Source organism: Paraburkholderia sp. J76, from assembly GCF_905220295.1.
In the GTDB taxonomy this organism is placed as follows: domain Bacteria; phylum Pseudomonadota; class Gammaproteobacteria; order Burkholderiales; family Burkholderiaceae; genus Paraburkholderia.
This window is the reverse complement of record NZ_CAJMZJ010000002.1, coordinates 115,824-131,051: the sequence shown is the minus strand read 5'-3', so window position 1 is coordinate 131,051 and position 15,228 is coordinate 115,824. Positions and strand designations below refer to the sequence as shown.

Below are 15,228 nucleotides of genomic sequence, written 5' to 3'. Positions count from 1 at the left end.
TTAGGATATAGCCCCTACACGCAAAAGTTCGATAATTTATGTTATGTCAAATTGCAGGGGCTAACGAGTTGAAAACCTATCAACTCCGACAGGTTGAGTTATGTGTTTGTAAACATACTTACAAACGCTTACAGAAATTCAGCCTTACCGCCCATGATTGCCGCAGCCCCCCGACATGGCGACTTGTCCGACTTCCTGACGTTGACGGATGGTCTGTCAATCGCCCGTGTCGCCGATATCCTTCGCTGCTGCACCCGGACCGTCCGTAATTATCTCGCCGGCCGGTCTCCAATCCCGTGGCATCGCATCGAGCTACTGCGTCTGTCGAAACGCGAATCTACCGCAGTTCCGCACGCCGAAAGCCCCTCCAACGATTCCGACATTGGTGTGACGGCGAACATTGAACCCGATCCCGCCGCGCCCGACGTGCCGCCCGCCGAGATGCTCGCATGGGTCGGCGTCCACGCCCCGCACTATCTTTCGAGTCAACGCAGCTTCGCGCTCTATGTGCGCGGCTGGAATGTAGTCGACAAAATCCGGCGTGCGAAAGCCGAGGGTACGTTCGCCGGCGTCCTCGCGCACTGGCGTGTGCTTGCGGCTGAACTGCCAAAGGCGTGGCGCTCTGGCCGCATCTGGAATGACATAGGCCCACCCGCCTACAACACAGCGTAGATGCGGTGAATGCAAAAAAGGCCGCTATATGGCGGCCCTTTTACGGGAGTCTCGAAGCCCATGTTGTTTATGCGTGATGTGTTCTCAGCCATTCACGCAGGGCATTGTTCATGCGTGTCTGCCAGCCCTCTCCGCTCGCCTTGAAGCGCTCGACGATGTCAGCGTCGTAACGCACCGTAACCGCGACTTTGGGATTCGCAAGTTTCGGCCGGCCGCCGCGCCGCTTCATCTGGGCGAACTGTTCGTCAGTTGGTTCGAACGTGTCGGGGTCCGCAGCGATACCGCGAGCAATCGCGGCTTCCTCTTCGGGCGTGTTACGGATCAATTTGCGTGGCTTGTTCATAACGGTCAATCTCCCGGTTGTTGGCTTTGCGCAGACTGATAACCCGGAAGGCTTCTCCGCGCTGGGTGAAAACGGCGCAATACAGACGGTCGTCAATCACCGCATAGCCAATTTCGCGCAACTCGCCGTAATCCTTGCGATCGTCGGGCGCGCACCATACAGACGACCAATCGATAGCTTCTGCCAGGGCCAGCGAAACACCGTGCTTGTACTGGTTCGAGTCGCTTTTGGCTGGGTCGTAGGTCGTTTCCATGCGGTTATTGTAGTTACAAAAACATAGAACATCAACAAGTTTTCGTAACTACAATTACTTCGCGCCGTTGGGGAAGCGAGAGCGGCGGCGGCATGACGTTGCGCGAATTGGAAGTATGTTCGGGCGCCTACGGATTGGCGTTTTGATGGGTGCAAACGGGACCGTTATGGTCGTAGCCTTTGTAGTGCTCGTAGAGCCAGTAGTGACATGCGGCGGCATGCGACGCGAACTCGTCGCCGCGCCCGTGGAGAAGCTTCGCCCAATGCATCACCGTGCCAGGCGGTAATAGGCACTCGCTTGCGCCCCACAGATGCGCCATAAGAAATTGGTCTGCTTCGGCTGCAGAGCCACATTTCAGGGCCAGGGGTTCTTGCTCGTAGGGTTGCATTCGGCGGGTAGCCTACCGTGAAGACCTGCAGATGAGTCGGAACGGCCAAGTGATTATAGGTCATTGCTCGCTCGTTTTTTCCGGGTTTCCGTTTCCGTTCGCAAGCCCGACAGGTCACCGTGGACTGTTCCTGAAATGCGATCGATGCCTGTCCGTCGTTGGATCGTCGCGCACTTCCAGTTCGAGAGTGGTTGTGAATCCGCCATCGCCGAGGGTGTGTGTCGCTTTCTTCACGAGCCAGGGCATTTCGTCGATTTCAGCCTTGAAGCCTGAAACGGTCACGGGAAGCTCAGGGAAAATCTCGGCCTGCCCGAGTGCGAGCGTGTAGTCGAGCGTTGCCTGACTGCGCTGCGTGCGCGCAAACTCCGCTTCGGCGGCCGCGCGCGCTTCGGCTTCGGTCGCATAGTCTTCGGGCAATACCTTGACGTTGTGATTGTTCTCGCCGCCGACTATGACCGACTTGCGCTTTCCCTGCCCGTTTGAATGGTAGTGCGCCCGCACGGCCGCATAGCTCTCGCGCTGCGATACGTGATAGCGGTGCTGGTCGCCGCTCTTGCGCGTGATGTTGAGCACGCTGAGCGCCTTTCCGCTCGCGGTCTTGCCGGTGCCGATCGGCATGAACAGCAGGCGCAAATCCTTGACGTTCATCACGGCATCGTAACGCTTCGCGACGCGCGTGAGAAAAGACATATCGCTCTCGTGCGTCTGGTCGATATGCGCGATCACGATTTTCGCGAGCGCTTCGGCAATGGCCGGTTTGAGCGAGTGACGGCCGGCGATCGCGCTCACGATCGCGCCGATCGTCTGCGCGTGCCAGCTCTGTTCTCGGCGCTCGTGCATCGCTTCTGTCATCGAGGCCGAGCGCGCGCGGATCGTGATGATATCGGGGGCGCCACTGTGCTCAACTTCGTCGACGGTGAATGTGCCCTTGTCGACAAGCGTCTCGCCGACCCATCCGATCGAAACCTTGATCGCGGCGCCGCGCTTTGGAATCGCGAACGAGCCTTTCGAGTCGTCTAGCACGAGGTCGAGCGTGTCGGCTTCTTCGGCGCGTGATTCGGAAAGCGACAGGCTGATAAGGTTCGGCGCGATCAGGCGCGAGAGGTCGCGCCCGTCGAGCGTGATGCGGTAATCGGCCTGCGGCTCTTTGCGCAATACGACTTCGGCCTTGTCCGTCATGCGCCCCCCGTCTTTTCGAGAACATACGCAACGACCGTGTTCACGGCTTCGCCGGTGTCGTTGCTAATCGTCTTAGCCGCCTTCAGGGCTTTATCAAGCGAGATGCCGCTAGCGGTCGAGAGCCCCTTGACGGTCGCTTCGGCAACGTCAGGCGCCACAGTGACGGCGGCAGTGATCGCCGCGGATTTCACGTTGCTGAGCTTCAGGTTTTTCACGTTGTCGACAACCTGCGTGCCGACCTTGGCGACGGCGCCCGCCTGCGTGAGCAACTGCTTTGCCTCGCTCTGCGTCTTGTCGCTGTCGGCAGTAACGGCGAGCGTTTCGTCGGCGACGCGCTTGAGCGTGAGCGTGAATTCGATTTTTTTCGGCGCGCCTTCGGCCGTGTGAAACGTCTGCGTTTCGTTCAGGGCGTCGATGATATAGGCGCCGTACACATTGCCGGCGCCGTCGACGAGCACGTAAGCGTCGCCGGCATCGGCCATCGTCGCGAGCTGCTTGATGGATGCGATCGAGCCGAACGACTCGGCCGGAACGACGGTTCCGTTGAGCGTGATCGTGTCGTCGCCGGCGCCGGTGTACTGGCTCGCATCACGCACGCCAACGCGCGAGCTGGTGGGGTGCTTCCAGTTGCGTTGACGCTGCAGCTCCTTGTAAGGCGCAGTGGACAGGCTGAACACGAATTGATCGAGCGCCATCATCATTTTGGGTTTCCTCCTGGCTTATCGATTACCCGCGATCGGAAAGGCTCGAACCGATGCGCGAACGCTTCGCGCTCTCGCGTCGGTCCAGCTCGGCCGCGACGGCGCGCGCGATCGCCTGCGGATCGGCGCCGGCCTGCGGGTAAATGTTGATGAGGATCGGCGCCGGCGCGCTCGCGGCCGCCGCGGCCGCCGGCTGGCTCGTGAGCGGCGCGCGGGTGTCGATCGGCACGGTCGGCCGCACGAGCGGCGCGGCGCCGGCCATTCCCGGCACGGCGAACGTTGTTGCCGCAACGGTTGCAAGACCTGCGGCGGCCTTGGCGATGCGCCCTTGCCCGCCCTCCATGCCGATCGCGGCGCCCTCACTCATAAAGCCGCCGAGTTCAGCGAATACCCGGCTAGGGCTGTGAATGCCGAGCTTTTCCTTGAACCATCCGACCGTCGAGCTGGCGACGTTCACGATCGCATCCTTGACCGTGCCGAGGCCGCCCGTGAGGCCGTTCACGAGGCCGCTGACAATGTTCGAGCCGAACACAGTGAATTGTGCCGGCAGCGTAGAAAACCATGTCATCGCGCCCGCGAATGTCGCGCGCACGCCATCCCACAGGCCGCCGAAAAACGTCTTGATAGGTTCCCAGTATTGGTAAATCAGGTACGCGCCGAGCGCGATCGCGGTGATTGCGAGGCCGATCGGGTTCATCAGCATCATGCGGCCCACAAACATGATCGCCGAGCCGAGCATACGGAATGCGCCGGCCCCCACGCCGAGCACGCGCGCCAGAATGCCGCCCTGCATGCCGAGCGTCGACATACTGAACTTGAGCACGGCCATCGGGCCGAGCACGCCCGCGAGCGCGATCGTCAGCGTGCCGCAAACAACGAGGATCGCGGCGAGCGCGGCGAGAACCGTGAGGATCACTTTCGCGGCCGTGCCGTGTTCCTTCATGAACCCGACAACCTTCTGCGTAGCGCTCGCCGTCAGTTCGAGGCCTGCGTTGTACATCGGCGTGATTTTCTCGCCCATTTCCGTTTTCAGGTCCTTGAGCTGTCGGTACGCTTCCAGCTCGCGGCCCTGCGATAGCTGCGCGCCCTTCCCGGCCGCGCCGTCGATACCATCGGCGCCGGCGTTCAGGTGTTCATTCTTGTGAATCTGCTCGCGCTGCATGTACATCGTCGTGAACAGGTTCGCGGCCGTGCGATTCGTGAAAATCGTCGCGATCATGTCCTTAACCTTGTCCGGGTCCGTGATGCCCTTCGCGGCGAGCTTCGGAAGCAGGACCTTTTCCATCCATTCGAGCGGCGAGGCCTTCAGCACGTCGCCGCCGGCGAGCGCGCCGGGTTTGATTTGCTTGATCATGCCGATCTTGTTGTATTCGACCATCTTCGGGTCGAGCAGTCCGAGGCCTTGCATGACCTTCGCCGCCTTCACGGTCGTTTTGCCCTGGTAGATGTTGCTGTACGCCGACATCAGGCCAGTGCCGACAGCATGGCCGCCCATTTCCTGAATGAGCGGTTCCATCTGGTAATAGAACGCGTCCTTGCGCATCTGTTTCGCAGCAACGCCGCCGGTCTGAATGAAGTTGCGCCACTCGTCGCCGCCCACACGGCCGCCGGTCGCCGTGAGAACCTTTTGCACCATGTTCGCTTCGTCCTTGAACGTCGCTTCGTTTTTCGTGCCGCCGCGCAGCTCGATCACCTTCAGCATGTTCATGAACTTTTCTTCGTTCGCGTGCGCGTCCTCGCTCCCATACAGGGAATCATTGGCGAACTTCATTTTCGCGAGCGTCGGCATCACCATTTGCGCGTGATGCTCGTCGGCGAAAATGCTCAGCGCGTCGCGCATCATCACCATGTTGTCGTTTCGCGATACGCCGTACTGGTTCATCGATTTGACGTAACCCACGGCGTCATTCGATGCGCGATCGCCGAGGCCGAGCGCACGCACGCGCATTTCCTCGCGCTGGAATTCCTTCGCCTCGTTGAGCGATTCGCGCAGGTCGCCGAGTACGTGCGTGCCGGTCGAGCGTGCTGCGTAGCCGCCGACAGCCATGCCGGCCGCAACGCCCTGCATTTTCTCCATGTTCCGGCGAGCAGACGCCACGCGCTTTTCGCGATCGCCGATCGCTTCGAGCTTGCGCATTTGATCGTTCATCGTCGAGGTGGTCGACGCGATGCTGCTGCGCAGGTCGCGCTCGTGCCGGGACAGGTTGCCCGTGTTCACGCCGGCGGCCGCGAGCTGGTTGCGCAGCTCGCGCACGCGGGCCGATTGCCGCTCGTGTTCGGTTCCAAGGCTCGCGGCCGTCTGCCTGGCCTTCTCGAACTCCGCGGACATCTGGCGCGAAGGATTGGCGGTTGCCTTCAGCGTGGCGGCCAGCTCGCTCACGCGGCCGCGCGCGGTGTCGAGCTGGGATGCGGTCGAGGCGAGCCCCTTGCGCACCTCGCGAAACTCGCCGATGGTCTTTTGCGTCTTGCCCATTTCGGCCAGCTCGCGCCGCGTTTCCTTGAGCGAGCCGGCGAGCCCCTTGTTACCGGCGAGGATGTTTTTTAGGGGCTTCGTCATGTTGTCGACCATATCGAACATGACGCGAAGTTTCAGGGCGTTATCCATCGTTTCCGTTTCCGCTTCTGAGGCGCGCACGCTCGCGCCATTCCATCAATTCCGCAAGGCCGAACTCGTCCATTACGACAGGCGTCCATCCTGTGAAAACGGTCGCGATATCGGCCATCGCGTCTTCTACATGCTCAGGGATTCCATGCGCGCTTTCGCGGCCTTCGGCATCAAAAAACCGGCAAAGATACCTCCCAATTGCACGAGGTCGGCCGGGTCGATGTTGGCGACATCGAACTCGGTGAGGGTCGGCGTCGAGATACGCGGGAGCACTTTCGAAAGCGCCGTAACGTCGAGGTTCACGAGGTCGGAAAGCGACACGCCGCGCAGCTCGCCCGATCGGGGCTTGCGCAGCGTCACGCGGTCGATTACCTGCTTTCCCTCGCCGCGCACGAGCGGGGTGTCGAGAATGTGCGTGTTCGGATCGGCGGCCGCCGCCGTGGTGGTTTCGTTTTCCGGGGCGCTGTTGGCTTGGTCTGCTCGTTGCATGGTGTGGGTATATGGAATGAGGCTGGAGAGGCGTGGCGGCCCGTTTCCGGGTCGCCGTGGCATTACAGGCCGATCGCGGTGCGAAGCGCCTGCAGCAGATCGGTGCCGTTGATGTTCTCGATCATGTTCACGAAGTCGAGTTCGATGATCGTTTCGCCGTTCACGGTGAGCTTGTAGTAACTCGCGACGGTCGTGATCTTGACGGCCGTGTCTTCCTTCGGCTTTGCGTTGCCGAGGTCAATTTCCGAGTGCCGGCCGCGCACGACGACTTCGATCGCGTCGTACTTGTCGGAATCCTCCGCCTGATAGCCGCCGGCGAAGCGCAGCAGTACTGCGTCGTGCTTCAGCGCTGCGTACTGCGTGAGAACCGACTTCACGAGGCCGCCGCACGTCCATTCCATCTGGATAGCTTCCTGGCCAAAGTCGACCTTGACCGGGCCGCTCATGCCGCCGGCTTGATAGTCCTCCATCTTGCGGGTCAGCTTCGGCAGCGTGATTTCGGGAACCTTGCCGGCGAAGTTCTCGCCGTTGTGAAAGAGGTTGAACCCCTTCAGTTTGCTCGGCAGTGCCATTGCGTTTTGCTCCTGTGTAGTGCCGGCTTACGCGTTCACGCGCGAGGCGAAATCGGCGAGGTATTGGTCGGTGATGCGCTGGCGCAGCAGCAGGTTTTCGAGCGGCGGCACGGGCGTATAGTCGTAATCGATATACGCCTTGCCGGACTTGAGCACGTCGGTCGTGTTCGGCTCGGCATCCCACCACGACGACCCGCCGATGAGATAGCCCTGCGAGGTCCATTCGCGCATCTTTCCGTTGATGCTCTCAATGATGTCGCGGGGCAGCGAGGGATTGAGCGGGCCGTCGACAACGGGCATCTGCGCTTCGGCGATCGAATCGGCGATTACCTGCGCGGTGCGCGTGTAGTTCTCGAACATGAAAAGCGGATCGTCGGAACAGGTGCGCGATCCCCAAAAACGGTAACCATTGCGGTTGATGAGGGTCGTCACGTCCTGCTCGTTCAGGTAGCCCGCATCCGTCGACGGGTCCTGCAGATCCCAGGACACGTCAGCACTGATACCCGTCACGCCATTAACGGCGACGTTCGAGAGCGTCTTGTGCCAGCCGGTGTCGTTGTCGATCTTGGCGCGCAGACCCATCGCATACGCGACGGCCGGCGCTTCGACCGTTGCGCTCGTCGTCTCGTCCCATGCGAGGAAATTCGGCCAGATCACCATGACTTCGCGCTGGCTGAACTGCTTGCGGTAGGTCGTGACTTCTTCCTTGGTCTTGCAGCCGTTCGCGAAGGCGTAGACAAAGCCGCGAAGGGTCTGCGCGATCGAGGCGAGTTCGGCCGTCACGGGCTGCGTGTCGAGGAACGGAGCGCCGAGAATTCGCGGCTTTACGCCGAGCTTCGCCTGCGCCGTGAGAAGCGCCTTGATGCCGGTGTATTTGCCATCGGCCGTGACGGTGCCGATCACGTTGGTCGTCGTTTCGGCGTCGTCCTTTCCTTCGGCCACGCGCACGACAACGGTGATCGGTTTGGTCTGCAGGCCGATCGCGTTCAGCGCCTTGTAAAGCGTGCCCTTGGTGCCGGCCTTGCCGAGCGCTGCAACGACGTTCGTGAGCAGCACGGGCGTATTGAGCGGGAACGTCGCTTCGTCGGCATCTTCGGCAGTCGCGACGAGGCCGAGCACGGCCGTCGACACGGTACGGATAGGCCGCGTGCCTTCGTTGATTTCCAGCACGCGTACGCCGTGGTGATAGTCCTGCGGCATGTTCAGTTTCTCCGATGAGGGTGAGAGAGGAAAGCGGCCGTTACATGGCCGTGACGAAATCCGGCACGGCCGGGAAATCGACGTTCGGCCATTCGGCCAGTTCGGGCAAATCGCGCAGCGCCTTGCGATACGCGAGCAGCGCGGCGTATTGGTCGGCCGTGAGTGTGATGGCGCCGGCAAGCGCCAGCTCATCTTGATGGCGCGCAACGATCCAGTCGGAAGCCGTGATCGCCGCATTGCGTTCGGCGCGCTTCAGCTCGGCGAGGGCGTCGCCAGTCGGCGCCGGCGGATCGAGCAGCACGGGGTTCCCGTCCGCGTCGATGCTCGGCTGTTTGCCCGTGGCCGGGCCGTCGAGCATTTCGCGAAACTGCGCGGCCGTGAGCCTGACAAATTGAACATCTTGCGGGGGCATGCCGATCGCGTCGTCGTAGTAGCCGGTGATTGCGCGCGTTGCAGCGTCATAGGATGCGTATTTTTGGCTCATTTTTTCAGTACCCGAAAGCGATATATGAGGGAGTCAGGGCTACGGTGGTCGAAGTGTTTTGATTGAACACAAACCCGTTTGCAGAGGTTTTGGACAACCCTTCTACGGTTGCCCCTGAACCCACGGCATTTGCGGGAATTGCATAAGCAACCAGGCAACCATTGGGGAATGCAACCGGAAATGTCCAGCTCGCCGAAGCGCTATTACCGGGTGCAGTGGCTACGCTAATAGCCCTGTATCCCCACTGGACAATCAGGCCGCCCAGCCACGTGGGGAACGCGATATAGCCAATATTCCCCAGCGAAATCGCGAACCCTGCGCGTAGCTTCTTCGGCGTGACGATCGTTGCGTCGTCGGTGCCGGCCGTGGTCTGCGCCTGCGTCGCAACTTTCGCGGTGCCCTGCGTGGCTTCGGCCGCCTGTTCGGCCTTGAACCATGCCGAGTTGATAAGCGCCGTGCTGTTGTCGCCGGCGGCCGGTGCTTTGCCATTCACGATGCCGCTTGCTGCGGCCGTGAGAAGCCGCGCGAGTGCGGCGAGATTGGATGCGAGACTCATTGACTAGGATTCCTATTAGATTGCACGTGCGCTTTTACGCGCCGCCAATGCGACCCTGTACGGCCCACGTGAACGATGCATTGCCGCCGCTGTTTGCATATCCGTACAACTGGCCCGAGTGATAGCCTTCCGCAGCGGGCGGAACGTTTGACGAAAGCAATGCCGCAGTCGCATTTGCGCCGACACTTGTCGCGGTCGCGGTAGTCGACGAACCTGTCGTGCCATCGATGCTCAGTGCGGCGCCCCAACCGCAGCCAGCGGTACCGTTAGCTGCATACCCAACGGCCTGAATAAACGGCTGTTCATCGGCCCAACTAAGCCACGCAAACCCGCCGCCCAGCGCCGTCGCGCTTTGATTGGTGGTCGAATTTACAAACGTCGCAGTAGCCAATAGGCACGCGGGGCGATTGAAGTAAGAGCGGACCGTTTGAATCGTGCTTGTTTGAACGAACTGCGCCGATGCATTGGTGTAGCACATGCCGACTAGCGTAAGCGCAGCATTGCCGGTCATTGTTTCTACGCCATTAGCCGCCGTGCTATGGCCCGTCGTACTGGCACTAAGCGCAATCGCGTTGCCGCTCCATGCGGCGTATATGTAATACAGCGTGCTTGCGGCGAGCCCGGTATTAGGCAGCGTAACGCCGGCCCGCGGAATCTGTTGAACAGTACCGTCGATATTCAGACACTGCCCGTTGTACGGCTTCAGGATCAGCGCCGTTGCGCTTGCGTAAGACAGGCGGCATTGACCGTGCGCAGCGAGAGGGTGAATCCATGCGCTATTCGGAACGCTCTGGCTGTTGTCATTCTGCGCGAGATTCGGCGTCGTAGAACCGGCATACAGCGCGAGCGGGCCGCCCATCGCATCGCCTGACTTCTTCACGGCGTCCGCAACGCTGAACGTCGAGAACAGGTAAGCCGTGAACTGCTCGTCAGCAGTCGCTGCGTTCGTCAGCTTGATCGTGAGGCCGTCTGTCGCGAGGAAGTCGGGCGAGGCGGCTGTGCCGGGTTGCTGCAGCGCGCCGTTTCGTTCGAGCATCACGGCGCCGGGGGTGTAGCCGCCGACAATGTTGATCGTGTTTCCGGTGATGCCCGTGATCGGCACGGGCCGAAAACCCGCCTGGCCGCCCGCGCTCGCGAACTTCATCGCCGCGCCGTCACTGCACACGATCACGGGCGAGCCGGCAGGCAGCACAACGCCCGTGCCGCCGGCGACTTTCGCCGTGATGTTGAAATTGCCGTCAGCGCTGTTTTCGATGATCCATTGACCCGATTGCGCCGGGAATACGAGGTCTTTCGAGGCCTTGAGCGTGCCCGAGAGCGTGAGCATTGCAACGCCATACTGCGCGGCCGTGAGCGTGATCGTCGTGTCGTCAACGCCCACATCGACAATCTGCCGGCCGTCCGTCGCGGCGAAAACGGCCGCCATGTTTGCAGCCCGGCTCGATTTGTCGCCGACAGGCGGCGTCACAATGCGCGCCGTCCCGCCCGAGATGGATTGAATCACCCATGCGCCGCCGTTCGCCTTGTTGAGCTGCGTATTGAGGCGCGCACGCACGCCCGCGCCGGCCGGCAGATCGCCCGCGCCGAGGTCCGCGTGATCGGCGCCGAGCAGGGGCAGCTTCGGAATCGTGCTACCCGCTGCGCTCGTCGGCGTGAACGTGCAGGCGTTGTCGTTCGTCACGGCGACACGAAAACACGCCTCCATGCCGTCGACGAGTTCGGTGATGGTCGGCGACAGGTTCGCAACGATGTTGTTTTTCGTGCCCGTGTCGGGCGTGTAGGTCGTGCGGCCAAACTGCAGCACGCGGCGCAGCCAGCTCGTGCGGTTCGCGAGCTGCTTCGTCGGCACGTTGTCGATCCCATCGGGGCCGCCCTGTATCGGGTCCGATGTCTCAAACTGGTAAATCCCGTCAGCCCAATCGCCGGTTTCGGGTAGATAACTCATGCTTCGATGCTCCCTCTCGTGTATTGACCGTCATAGCGGCCCGTGGCGTTTCGGCGCAGTGGTGCGGCGGTGTAGTCGAGCAGATACAGCTCGGAGCGCTTCGGCGCATACCGTTCGAGCACGGCTTTCAGGTTGTCGGCCTGGTCGCGCGTAATCGGCCGATGCAGACGAACGATGTATTGCGCCCACTCGCCCCGCTCATTGCCGTGAACCCATTCGCCGCTATAGCGCGCAGTGCCGTCACGCCGGCGCACGTTGCGCCCTTCGATCAGGTCAATCTCGCCAAAGCCCAGGCGCCGGATGACCTCGCGCACGGCCCACGGCGTGCCGCGCTTCTGGTGCAGCTGGATCGCCCCCTTGATGAGCGCGCGGCGCGCTTCGTCCGATTCGGCGAGTTCCCATCCGTCGACAGAGACTTCGGCGGCGAGGTAAGGCAGCAACGCGGCCGGACAGGTGTCCGGGTTCCAGTACTCGCGCGCCATCGTTGGCACGTCGTCGACTACGGCGAGCGCGGTCGCGGTGCGACGTTCGAGCGGCGTGGCGTTCGGTGGCAGCAGATCAGGCATAGATGCCGCCGTTTTCAATGATGATTTCGAGGCAGTACGAGGCCTGCGTCGCGCCGATCACGATGTCGCCGGCGGGCTCGATCAGCTCGGTTTTCGTGAGGCCGGCTGCCTGACATACGCCCTTGATGCCGGATTCGGCCACGCCCACGCCGAGGCGGCGCACCTTGTCGGCGTAGGCCTGCGCGTTGAGCTTCGCCTGCTCGATCAGCACGTCGGCGCCCACGGCCGAGCGCGTGTAACCCCGCGCATGGATTCGATAGGTAATGATTTCGGCCGAGCGCGCATATACGGTGTCATTCATCGGCCGTTGATCCTCCGCGCTCAGTGCCGTCGTGACGGCTGCACAGAGTTCGTCGTCGACCGATCCATCGCCCTCGCGGGAAAGCAGCGTCACGAGCACGTCGCCCGGTTGCGGGCGGGTCGCGGTCGCGTCGAGCAGGCGGCCGTCGACGGCGAGCGCCTTGGATTCGTAGGCGGCCGCCGGCCCCGCTACGCTGAAACCCTGCGGCGCGAGCTGCACGCGCAAACGCAGGTCGTCGTCGTCTTCGTCGACTTCGGCGATGCTGTTGGCGGTGTCGGCCGGCGTGACGATCAGGCGTTGAAGGCCGAACAGGGCCGCGCGCTGCGTGAGGTCGTTTCCCTTGGCGAATGCGAGCATCACGGCGCGCACGGCATCGTTGACGCGCTGGCGCCATACCAGTTCGCGGTAACTGTTTTCCTGCAGCAGACGCGCGAGCGGTTCGGATTCGAGTTCGACGGTCGCTGCAATCTCGGCCTGCTCGTCTTCAGGCCAGAGCGACACGAGCGAGGCCTTGCGCTCGGCGTAGATCGTTTCGAAATCGAGGATTTCGAGCACGTCAGGAACCGGCAGGCTCGCGAGGTCGATGAGGTTTGCGGTCGTCATGCTGCGGTCCCGTTCGTGAGATTGACACTCGTGCGAACTGAGTCGCCCGATACGGTCGTATAGCCTTCGAGGTCGATCACCTGTTCGCCGGCATCGTCGATGCTCAGCTGTACGCGCTGCAGCGTTACGCGCGGCTCCCACGTCATCAGCGCAGTTGCAACGGCCGCATAGAGGCGCGTGCGCGTGGCGCCGTTGAAAGGAGCGTCAACAAGGTCGGGCAGCTCCGAGCCGAACGTGCGGCGCTTCACGCACGACACGAGCGGCGTCGTGAGAATCTTCGCGATCGACTGGTACAGGTGCGAGAGGTCGACAATCGCGCGGCCGGTGGTGGCGTTCATGCCTTTCATAGCGGCTCACTCGTCGGCGCGTTGTCGCCTTGTTCCTGGTGTTTGTGGTGTGCCGAGCTTTTGCCGCCGGCGATCACGTCATCACTTACGGCGACAGTGCCGGAAATGACCGCGGCGGGGCCGCCGCTTTCGCCTGCGTGGCCGCTCATGCCGTTCTCGAACACGAATGCACCCTTGACGAGCATCGCGCCCGTGACGGTGGTTTGCCTGGCGTCGAGCGTGATGTCGTCGGCCTGCACGCTCGCGGTTTTCGTCTGCACGCTCACGGCGCCCGGTGCGACGATCAGCACGGTCGCGCCTTCGGGCAGCGTCGCCGTGAGGGCGTGCGCTGCGTGGTCGTATTCGAGCTGGGCACCGTCCGGGTAGACGCGCAGATGCTTGTCGGCGCTGTTGCTTGGCGCCGGCGATGCGTCGGAATTGATGCCGGCTACGGCGATACCCTGCGCCGGGTCGCCCATCGGGCAAAGGAGAATGACCTGCTCGCCCTTCGTGAGCGGGCTCCACTCGCGGGTTGTGCCGGCGCGCGTTGTCGCGAACGGAATCCAGTTCGTGGTAAGGCCGGGGTTGTCCGCGTCGTCGGGGTCGCCCACGGAAACCCGGCAGGTTGGTGGGTTGCTCGCGAGGTCAACGTCGAAAACGGAACCCTTGCGGATCAGGTTGACGATGAGGCGGCGGAATTCGTTGGCATCCATACCGCCCATGTTGCCGCCCGCGTACGCGCGTAGCGAGCGTCGCTAGACGTTTTCAGGCTGGATACAAATAAAAGGCGGTCAGCGATTCCCACGCCTTACATTTCACCAACTTCTTTGTGCTGAAAATCTCCGAATTGCCACGGACACCGTGACTGTCGTTGATGGATAGCAACAGAGAATTTCTCGTTGAGTAGTTACTAAATTCTTTTTATTTTTTTGAGAAACTCGCGTCGCGCGATGTTTAAAAACTTTCAAGTTTGATGCGATATCAAAATTCTTCTCTTCAATGTGTCCCAGCGCACATGGGAAGACAATAAAAATATGACGTTTGCGCCGAGTCTCCTAACATAACATCGAATGCGAGAGGTTTACAGGCGACATGAACTCATCTGAAATCAAGAAGGACGACAAGCCACTTGAAGGGTTCCTTAAACAGGCAGCTCAATATAAGGAATTTATTGCGATCATTGCCGGCTTGGTTGTTACGGCAATTTTCGTTCGAGATTATTTCGCCACAAAAGATGAAGTCAGGATTCTTCAATGTCAAGCGGAAAATGGTATTGCGCTGGTGGAAAATAAAGTTAATGCCGAAGATTCGAAGACAAAAATACTCGCGATTCAAAGACAAATAAACGATGCGGTCCAGCGAGGAAAAAGCCAAAAAGGCGCAGCTGCTCAGGCTGCGTCAGAGACAATAATGACCCTTAACCTTGATCTTGATCAGCTTAAGACGGACCTTGCAAACGCAAATGCCGCGCAAGCAACGGCGATCTCAAATCTTACGCCTGGCGTCTGCGACGGGAAGGCGACATCAAAGTGAAGAGCCTATTTCTCTCCCTAATTCTCCTTCTGGCTAACACATGTATTGCTGAAGAGATACAGCTCGGCGTCATTTCGAACCGAAACTGCAGCAAACTATCCTATGATCAGGGTCAGCAGGTAGTGAATAACCAAAATCTGCAGAAAAATCAATCGACTCAGCAACTGCAGAAAAGCCAGATGAACAAAAATGATGTGGAAAATCAGCAGTATCAGCAGAAACAATTTCAGCCGTTATTGCCATCCAGAATTTATGACAACTCTCCTACGACACTTAGCGTCCAATTGGAATCAACGGCGGATGGCGACGGACAGGAAAATTTAGTGAAACTGTGTGCGTTGCGTGTACGTGACAGGATGGAATTGCTTCAAATTGATTTTGATCCTATTGAGGCGTCCCCGGTATTTCAGCAAGCATTACAAAACTGCGTTAACGCATCAGATCCAGGCATTCAGATTCGATCCGCGATATTGAAGAGCAAAGGTCCCTGCAGGTAGCTTCCGCATTCTGAA

The 15,228-nt window shown here is 60.7% G+C and carries 18 protein-coding genes and 1 pseudogene; 3 read left to right on the top strand and 16 right to left on the bottom strand.

Annotated elements, in window-relative coordinates; translation table 11 throughout:
- Nucleotides 1–183 precede the first annotated feature (183 nt).
- Entirely contained in the window at nt 184–672 is a 489-nt protein-coding gene (locus tag U5768_RS04130) for an IS21 family transposase (protein ID WP_322029113.1), read from the top strand.
- A gap of 67 nt (nt 673–739) precedes the next feature.
- Here the strand turns inward: U5768_RS04130 and U5768_RS04125 are convergent, their stop codons facing one another.
- The 16 genes and pseudogenes from U5768_RS04125 to U5768_RS04050 form a co-directional block, all read right to left on the bottom strand.
- Nucleotides 740–1,015 (bottom strand): BrnA antitoxin family protein, encoded by a 276-nt coding sequence (locus tag U5768_RS04125; protein ID WP_322029112.1) that lies wholly within the window; start codon nt 1,013–1,015, stop codon nt 740–742.
- Nucleotides 987–1,268 (bottom strand): BrnT family toxin, encoded by a 282-nt coding sequence (locus tag U5768_RS04120; RefSeq protein ID WP_322029111.1) that lies wholly within the window; start codon nt 1,266–1,268, stop codon nt 987–989. Before U5768_RS04120 ends, U5768_RS04125 begins: the two co-directional genes overlap by 29 nt.
- 502 nt (nt 1,269–1,770) lie before the next feature.
- Nucleotides 1,771–2,835 carry a phage late control D family protein gene (locus U5768_RS04115; RefSeq protein WP_322029110.1) on the bottom strand — a complete coding sequence of 355 codons (1,065 nt, stop codon included), beginning with the start codon at nt 2,833–2,835 and terminating at the stop codon, nt 1,771–1,773.
- A 314-nt stretch (nt 2,836–3,149) separates the two neighbouring features.
- Nucleotides 3,150–3,536, bottom strand: a pseudogene (locus tag U5768_RS04110) (phage tail protein); the annotation flags it as partial.
- A 25-nt stretch (nt 3,537–3,561) separates the two neighbouring features.
- Nucleotides 3,562–6,141 carry a hypothetical protein gene (locus U5768_RS04105; RefSeq protein WP_322029109.1) on the bottom strand — a complete coding sequence of 860 codons (2,580 nt, stop codon included), beginning with the start codon at nt 6,139–6,141 and terminating at the stop codon, nt 3,562–3,564.
- On the bottom strand, nt 6,134–6,259 hold the full coding sequence (locus U5768_RS04100; protein ID WP_322029108.1) for a GpE family phage tail protein: 126 nt from the start codon (nt 6,257–6,259) through the stop codon (nt 6,134–6,136). Before U5768_RS04100 ends, U5768_RS04105 begins: the two co-directional genes overlap by 8 nt.
- A gap of 8 nt (nt 6,260–6,267) precedes the next feature.
- Entirely contained in the window at nt 6,268–6,630 is a 363-nt protein-coding gene (locus U5768_RS04095; RefSeq protein ID WP_321931561.1) for a phage tail assembly protein, read from the bottom strand.
- A gap of 62 nt (nt 6,631–6,692) precedes the next feature.
- Nucleotides 6,693–7,202: a phage major tail tube protein gene (locus tag U5768_RS04090; RefSeq protein ID WP_322029107.1), complete on the bottom strand. Its 510-nt coding sequence runs from the start codon at nt 7,200–7,202 to the stop codon at nt 6,693–6,695.
- 27 nt (nt 7,203–7,229) lie between these two features.
- On the bottom strand, nt 7,230–8,402 hold the full coding sequence (locus tag U5768_RS04085; RefSeq protein WP_322029106.1) for a phage tail sheath protein: 1,173 nt from the start codon (nt 8,400–8,402) through the stop codon (nt 7,230–7,232).
- Between the two features lie 40 nt (nt 8,403–8,442).
- Nucleotides 8,443–8,886: a phage tail assembly chaperone gene (locus U5768_RS04080; RefSeq protein ID WP_322029105.1), complete on the bottom strand. Its 444-nt coding sequence runs from the start codon at nt 8,884–8,886 to the stop codon at nt 8,443–8,445.
- Nucleotides 8,887–8,890: 4 nt separating this feature from the next.
- Nucleotides 8,891–9,442, bottom strand: coding sequence for a hypothetical protein (locus U5768_RS04075; protein ID WP_322029104.1), 552 nt, complete (start codon nt 9,440–9,442; stop codon nt 8,891–8,893).
- Between the two features lie 34 nt (nt 9,443–9,476).
- Nucleotides 9,477–11,387 (bottom strand): hypothetical protein, encoded by a 1,911-nt coding sequence (locus U5768_RS04070; protein WP_322029103.1) that lies wholly within the window; start codon nt 11,385–11,387, stop codon nt 9,477–9,479.
- The gene (locus tag U5768_RS04065; RefSeq protein ID WP_321931552.1) at nt 11,384–11,953 is read right to left on the bottom strand and encodes a phage tail protein I; all 570 of its coding nucleotides are present in this window, start codon (nt 11,951–11,953) and stop codon (nt 11,384–11,386) included. The genes U5768_RS04070 and U5768_RS04065 overlap by 4 nt, the downstream gene beginning before the upstream one ends.
- Nucleotides 11,946–12,857, bottom strand: coding sequence for a baseplate J/gp47 family protein (locus U5768_RS04060; protein WP_322029102.1), 912 nt, complete (start codon nt 12,855–12,857; stop codon nt 11,946–11,948). Before U5768_RS04060 ends, U5768_RS04065 begins: the two co-directional genes overlap by 8 nt.
- Nucleotides 12,854–13,204, bottom strand: a complete 351-nt coding sequence (locus U5768_RS04055; RefSeq protein WP_321939804.1) for a GPW/gp25 family protein — start codon at nt 13,202–13,204, stop codon at nt 12,854–12,856. The genes U5768_RS04060 and U5768_RS04055 overlap by 4 nt, the downstream gene beginning before the upstream one ends.
- Nucleotides 13,201–13,896, bottom strand: coding sequence for a phage baseplate assembly protein V (locus U5768_RS04050; RefSeq protein ID WP_322029101.1), 696 nt, complete (start codon nt 13,894–13,896; stop codon nt 13,201–13,203). The genes U5768_RS04055 and U5768_RS04050 overlap by 4 nt, the downstream gene beginning before the upstream one ends.
- 379 nt (nt 13,897–14,275) lie before the next feature.
- On the opposite strand from U5768_RS04050, the gene U5768_RS04045 reads away from it, so the two are divergent.
- Both U5768_RS04045 and U5768_RS04040 read left to right on the top strand, forming a co-directional pair.
- Nucleotides 14,276–14,716 carry a hypothetical protein gene (locus U5768_RS04045; protein ID WP_322029100.1) on the top strand — a complete coding sequence of 147 codons (441 nt, stop codon included), beginning with the start codon at nt 14,276–14,278 and terminating at the stop codon, nt 14,714–14,716.
- Nucleotides 14,713–15,213 (top strand): hypothetical protein, encoded by a 501-nt coding sequence (locus U5768_RS04040; protein ID WP_322029099.1) that lies wholly within the window; start codon nt 14,713–14,715, stop codon nt 15,211–15,213. Before U5768_RS04045 ends, U5768_RS04040 begins: the two co-directional genes overlap by 4 nt.
- Nucleotides 15,214–15,228 lie beyond the last annotated feature (15 nt).

Coding starts and splice junctions, on each gene's coding strand:
- U5768_RS04125 (WP_322029112.1), bottom strand. CDS start 1,015: ATGAACAAGCCACGCAAATTGATCCGTAACACGCCCGAAGAGGAAGCC.
- U5768_RS04065 (WP_321931552.1), bottom strand. CDS start 11,953: ATGCCTGATCTGCTGCCACCGAACGCCACGCCGCTCGAACGTCGCACC.
- U5768_RS04075 (WP_322029104.1), bottom strand. CDS start 9,442: ATGAGTCTCGCATCCAATCTCGCCGCACTCGCGCGGCTTCTCACGGCC.
- U5768_RS04060 (WP_322029102.1), bottom strand. CDS start 12,857: ATGACGACCGCAAACCTCATCGACCTCGCGAGCCTGCCGGTTCCTGAC.
- U5768_RS04095 (WP_321931561.1), bottom strand. CDS start 6,630: ATGCAACGAGCAGACCAAGCCAACAGCGCCCCGGAAAACGAAACCACC.
- U5768_RS04045 (WP_322029100.1), top strand. CDS start 14,276: ATGAACTCATCTGAAATCAAGAAGGACGACAAGCCACTTGAAGGGTTC.
- U5768_RS04070 (WP_322029103.1), bottom strand. CDS start 11,387: ATGAGTTATCTACCCGAAACCGGCGATTGGGCTGACGGGATTTACCAG.
- U5768_RS04100 (WP_322029108.1), bottom strand. CDS start 6,259: ATGGCCGATATCGCGACCGTTTTCACAGGATGGACGCCTGTCGTAATG.
- U5768_RS04090 (WP_322029107.1), bottom strand. CDS start 7,202: ATGGCACTGCCGAGCAAACTGAAGGGGTTCAACCTCTTTCACAACGGC.
- U5768_RS04105 (WP_322029109.1), bottom strand. CDS start 6,141: ATGGATAACGCCCTGAAACTTCGCGTCATGTTCGATATGGTCGACAAC.
- U5768_RS04050 (WP_322029101.1), bottom strand. CDS start 13,896: ATGGATGCCAACGAATTCCGCCGCCTCATCGTCAACCTGATCCGCAAG.
- U5768_RS04120 (WP_322029111.1), bottom strand. CDS start 1,268: ATGGAAACGACCTACGACCCAGCCAAAAGCGACTCGAACCAGTACAAG.
- U5768_RS04055 (WP_321939804.1), bottom strand. CDS start 13,204: ATGAAAGGCATGAACGCCACCACCGGCCGCGCGATTGTCGACCTCTCG.
- U5768_RS04085 (WP_322029106.1), bottom strand. CDS start 8,402: ATGCCGCAGGACTATCACCACGGCGTACGCGTGCTGGAAATCAACGAA.
- U5768_RS04115 (WP_322029110.1), bottom strand. CDS start 2,835: ATGACGGACAAGGCCGAAGTCGTATTGCGCAAAGAGCCGCAGGCCGAT.
- U5768_RS04080 (WP_322029105.1), bottom strand. CDS start 8,886: ATGAGCCAAAAATACGCATCCTATGACGCTGCAACGCGCGCAATCACC.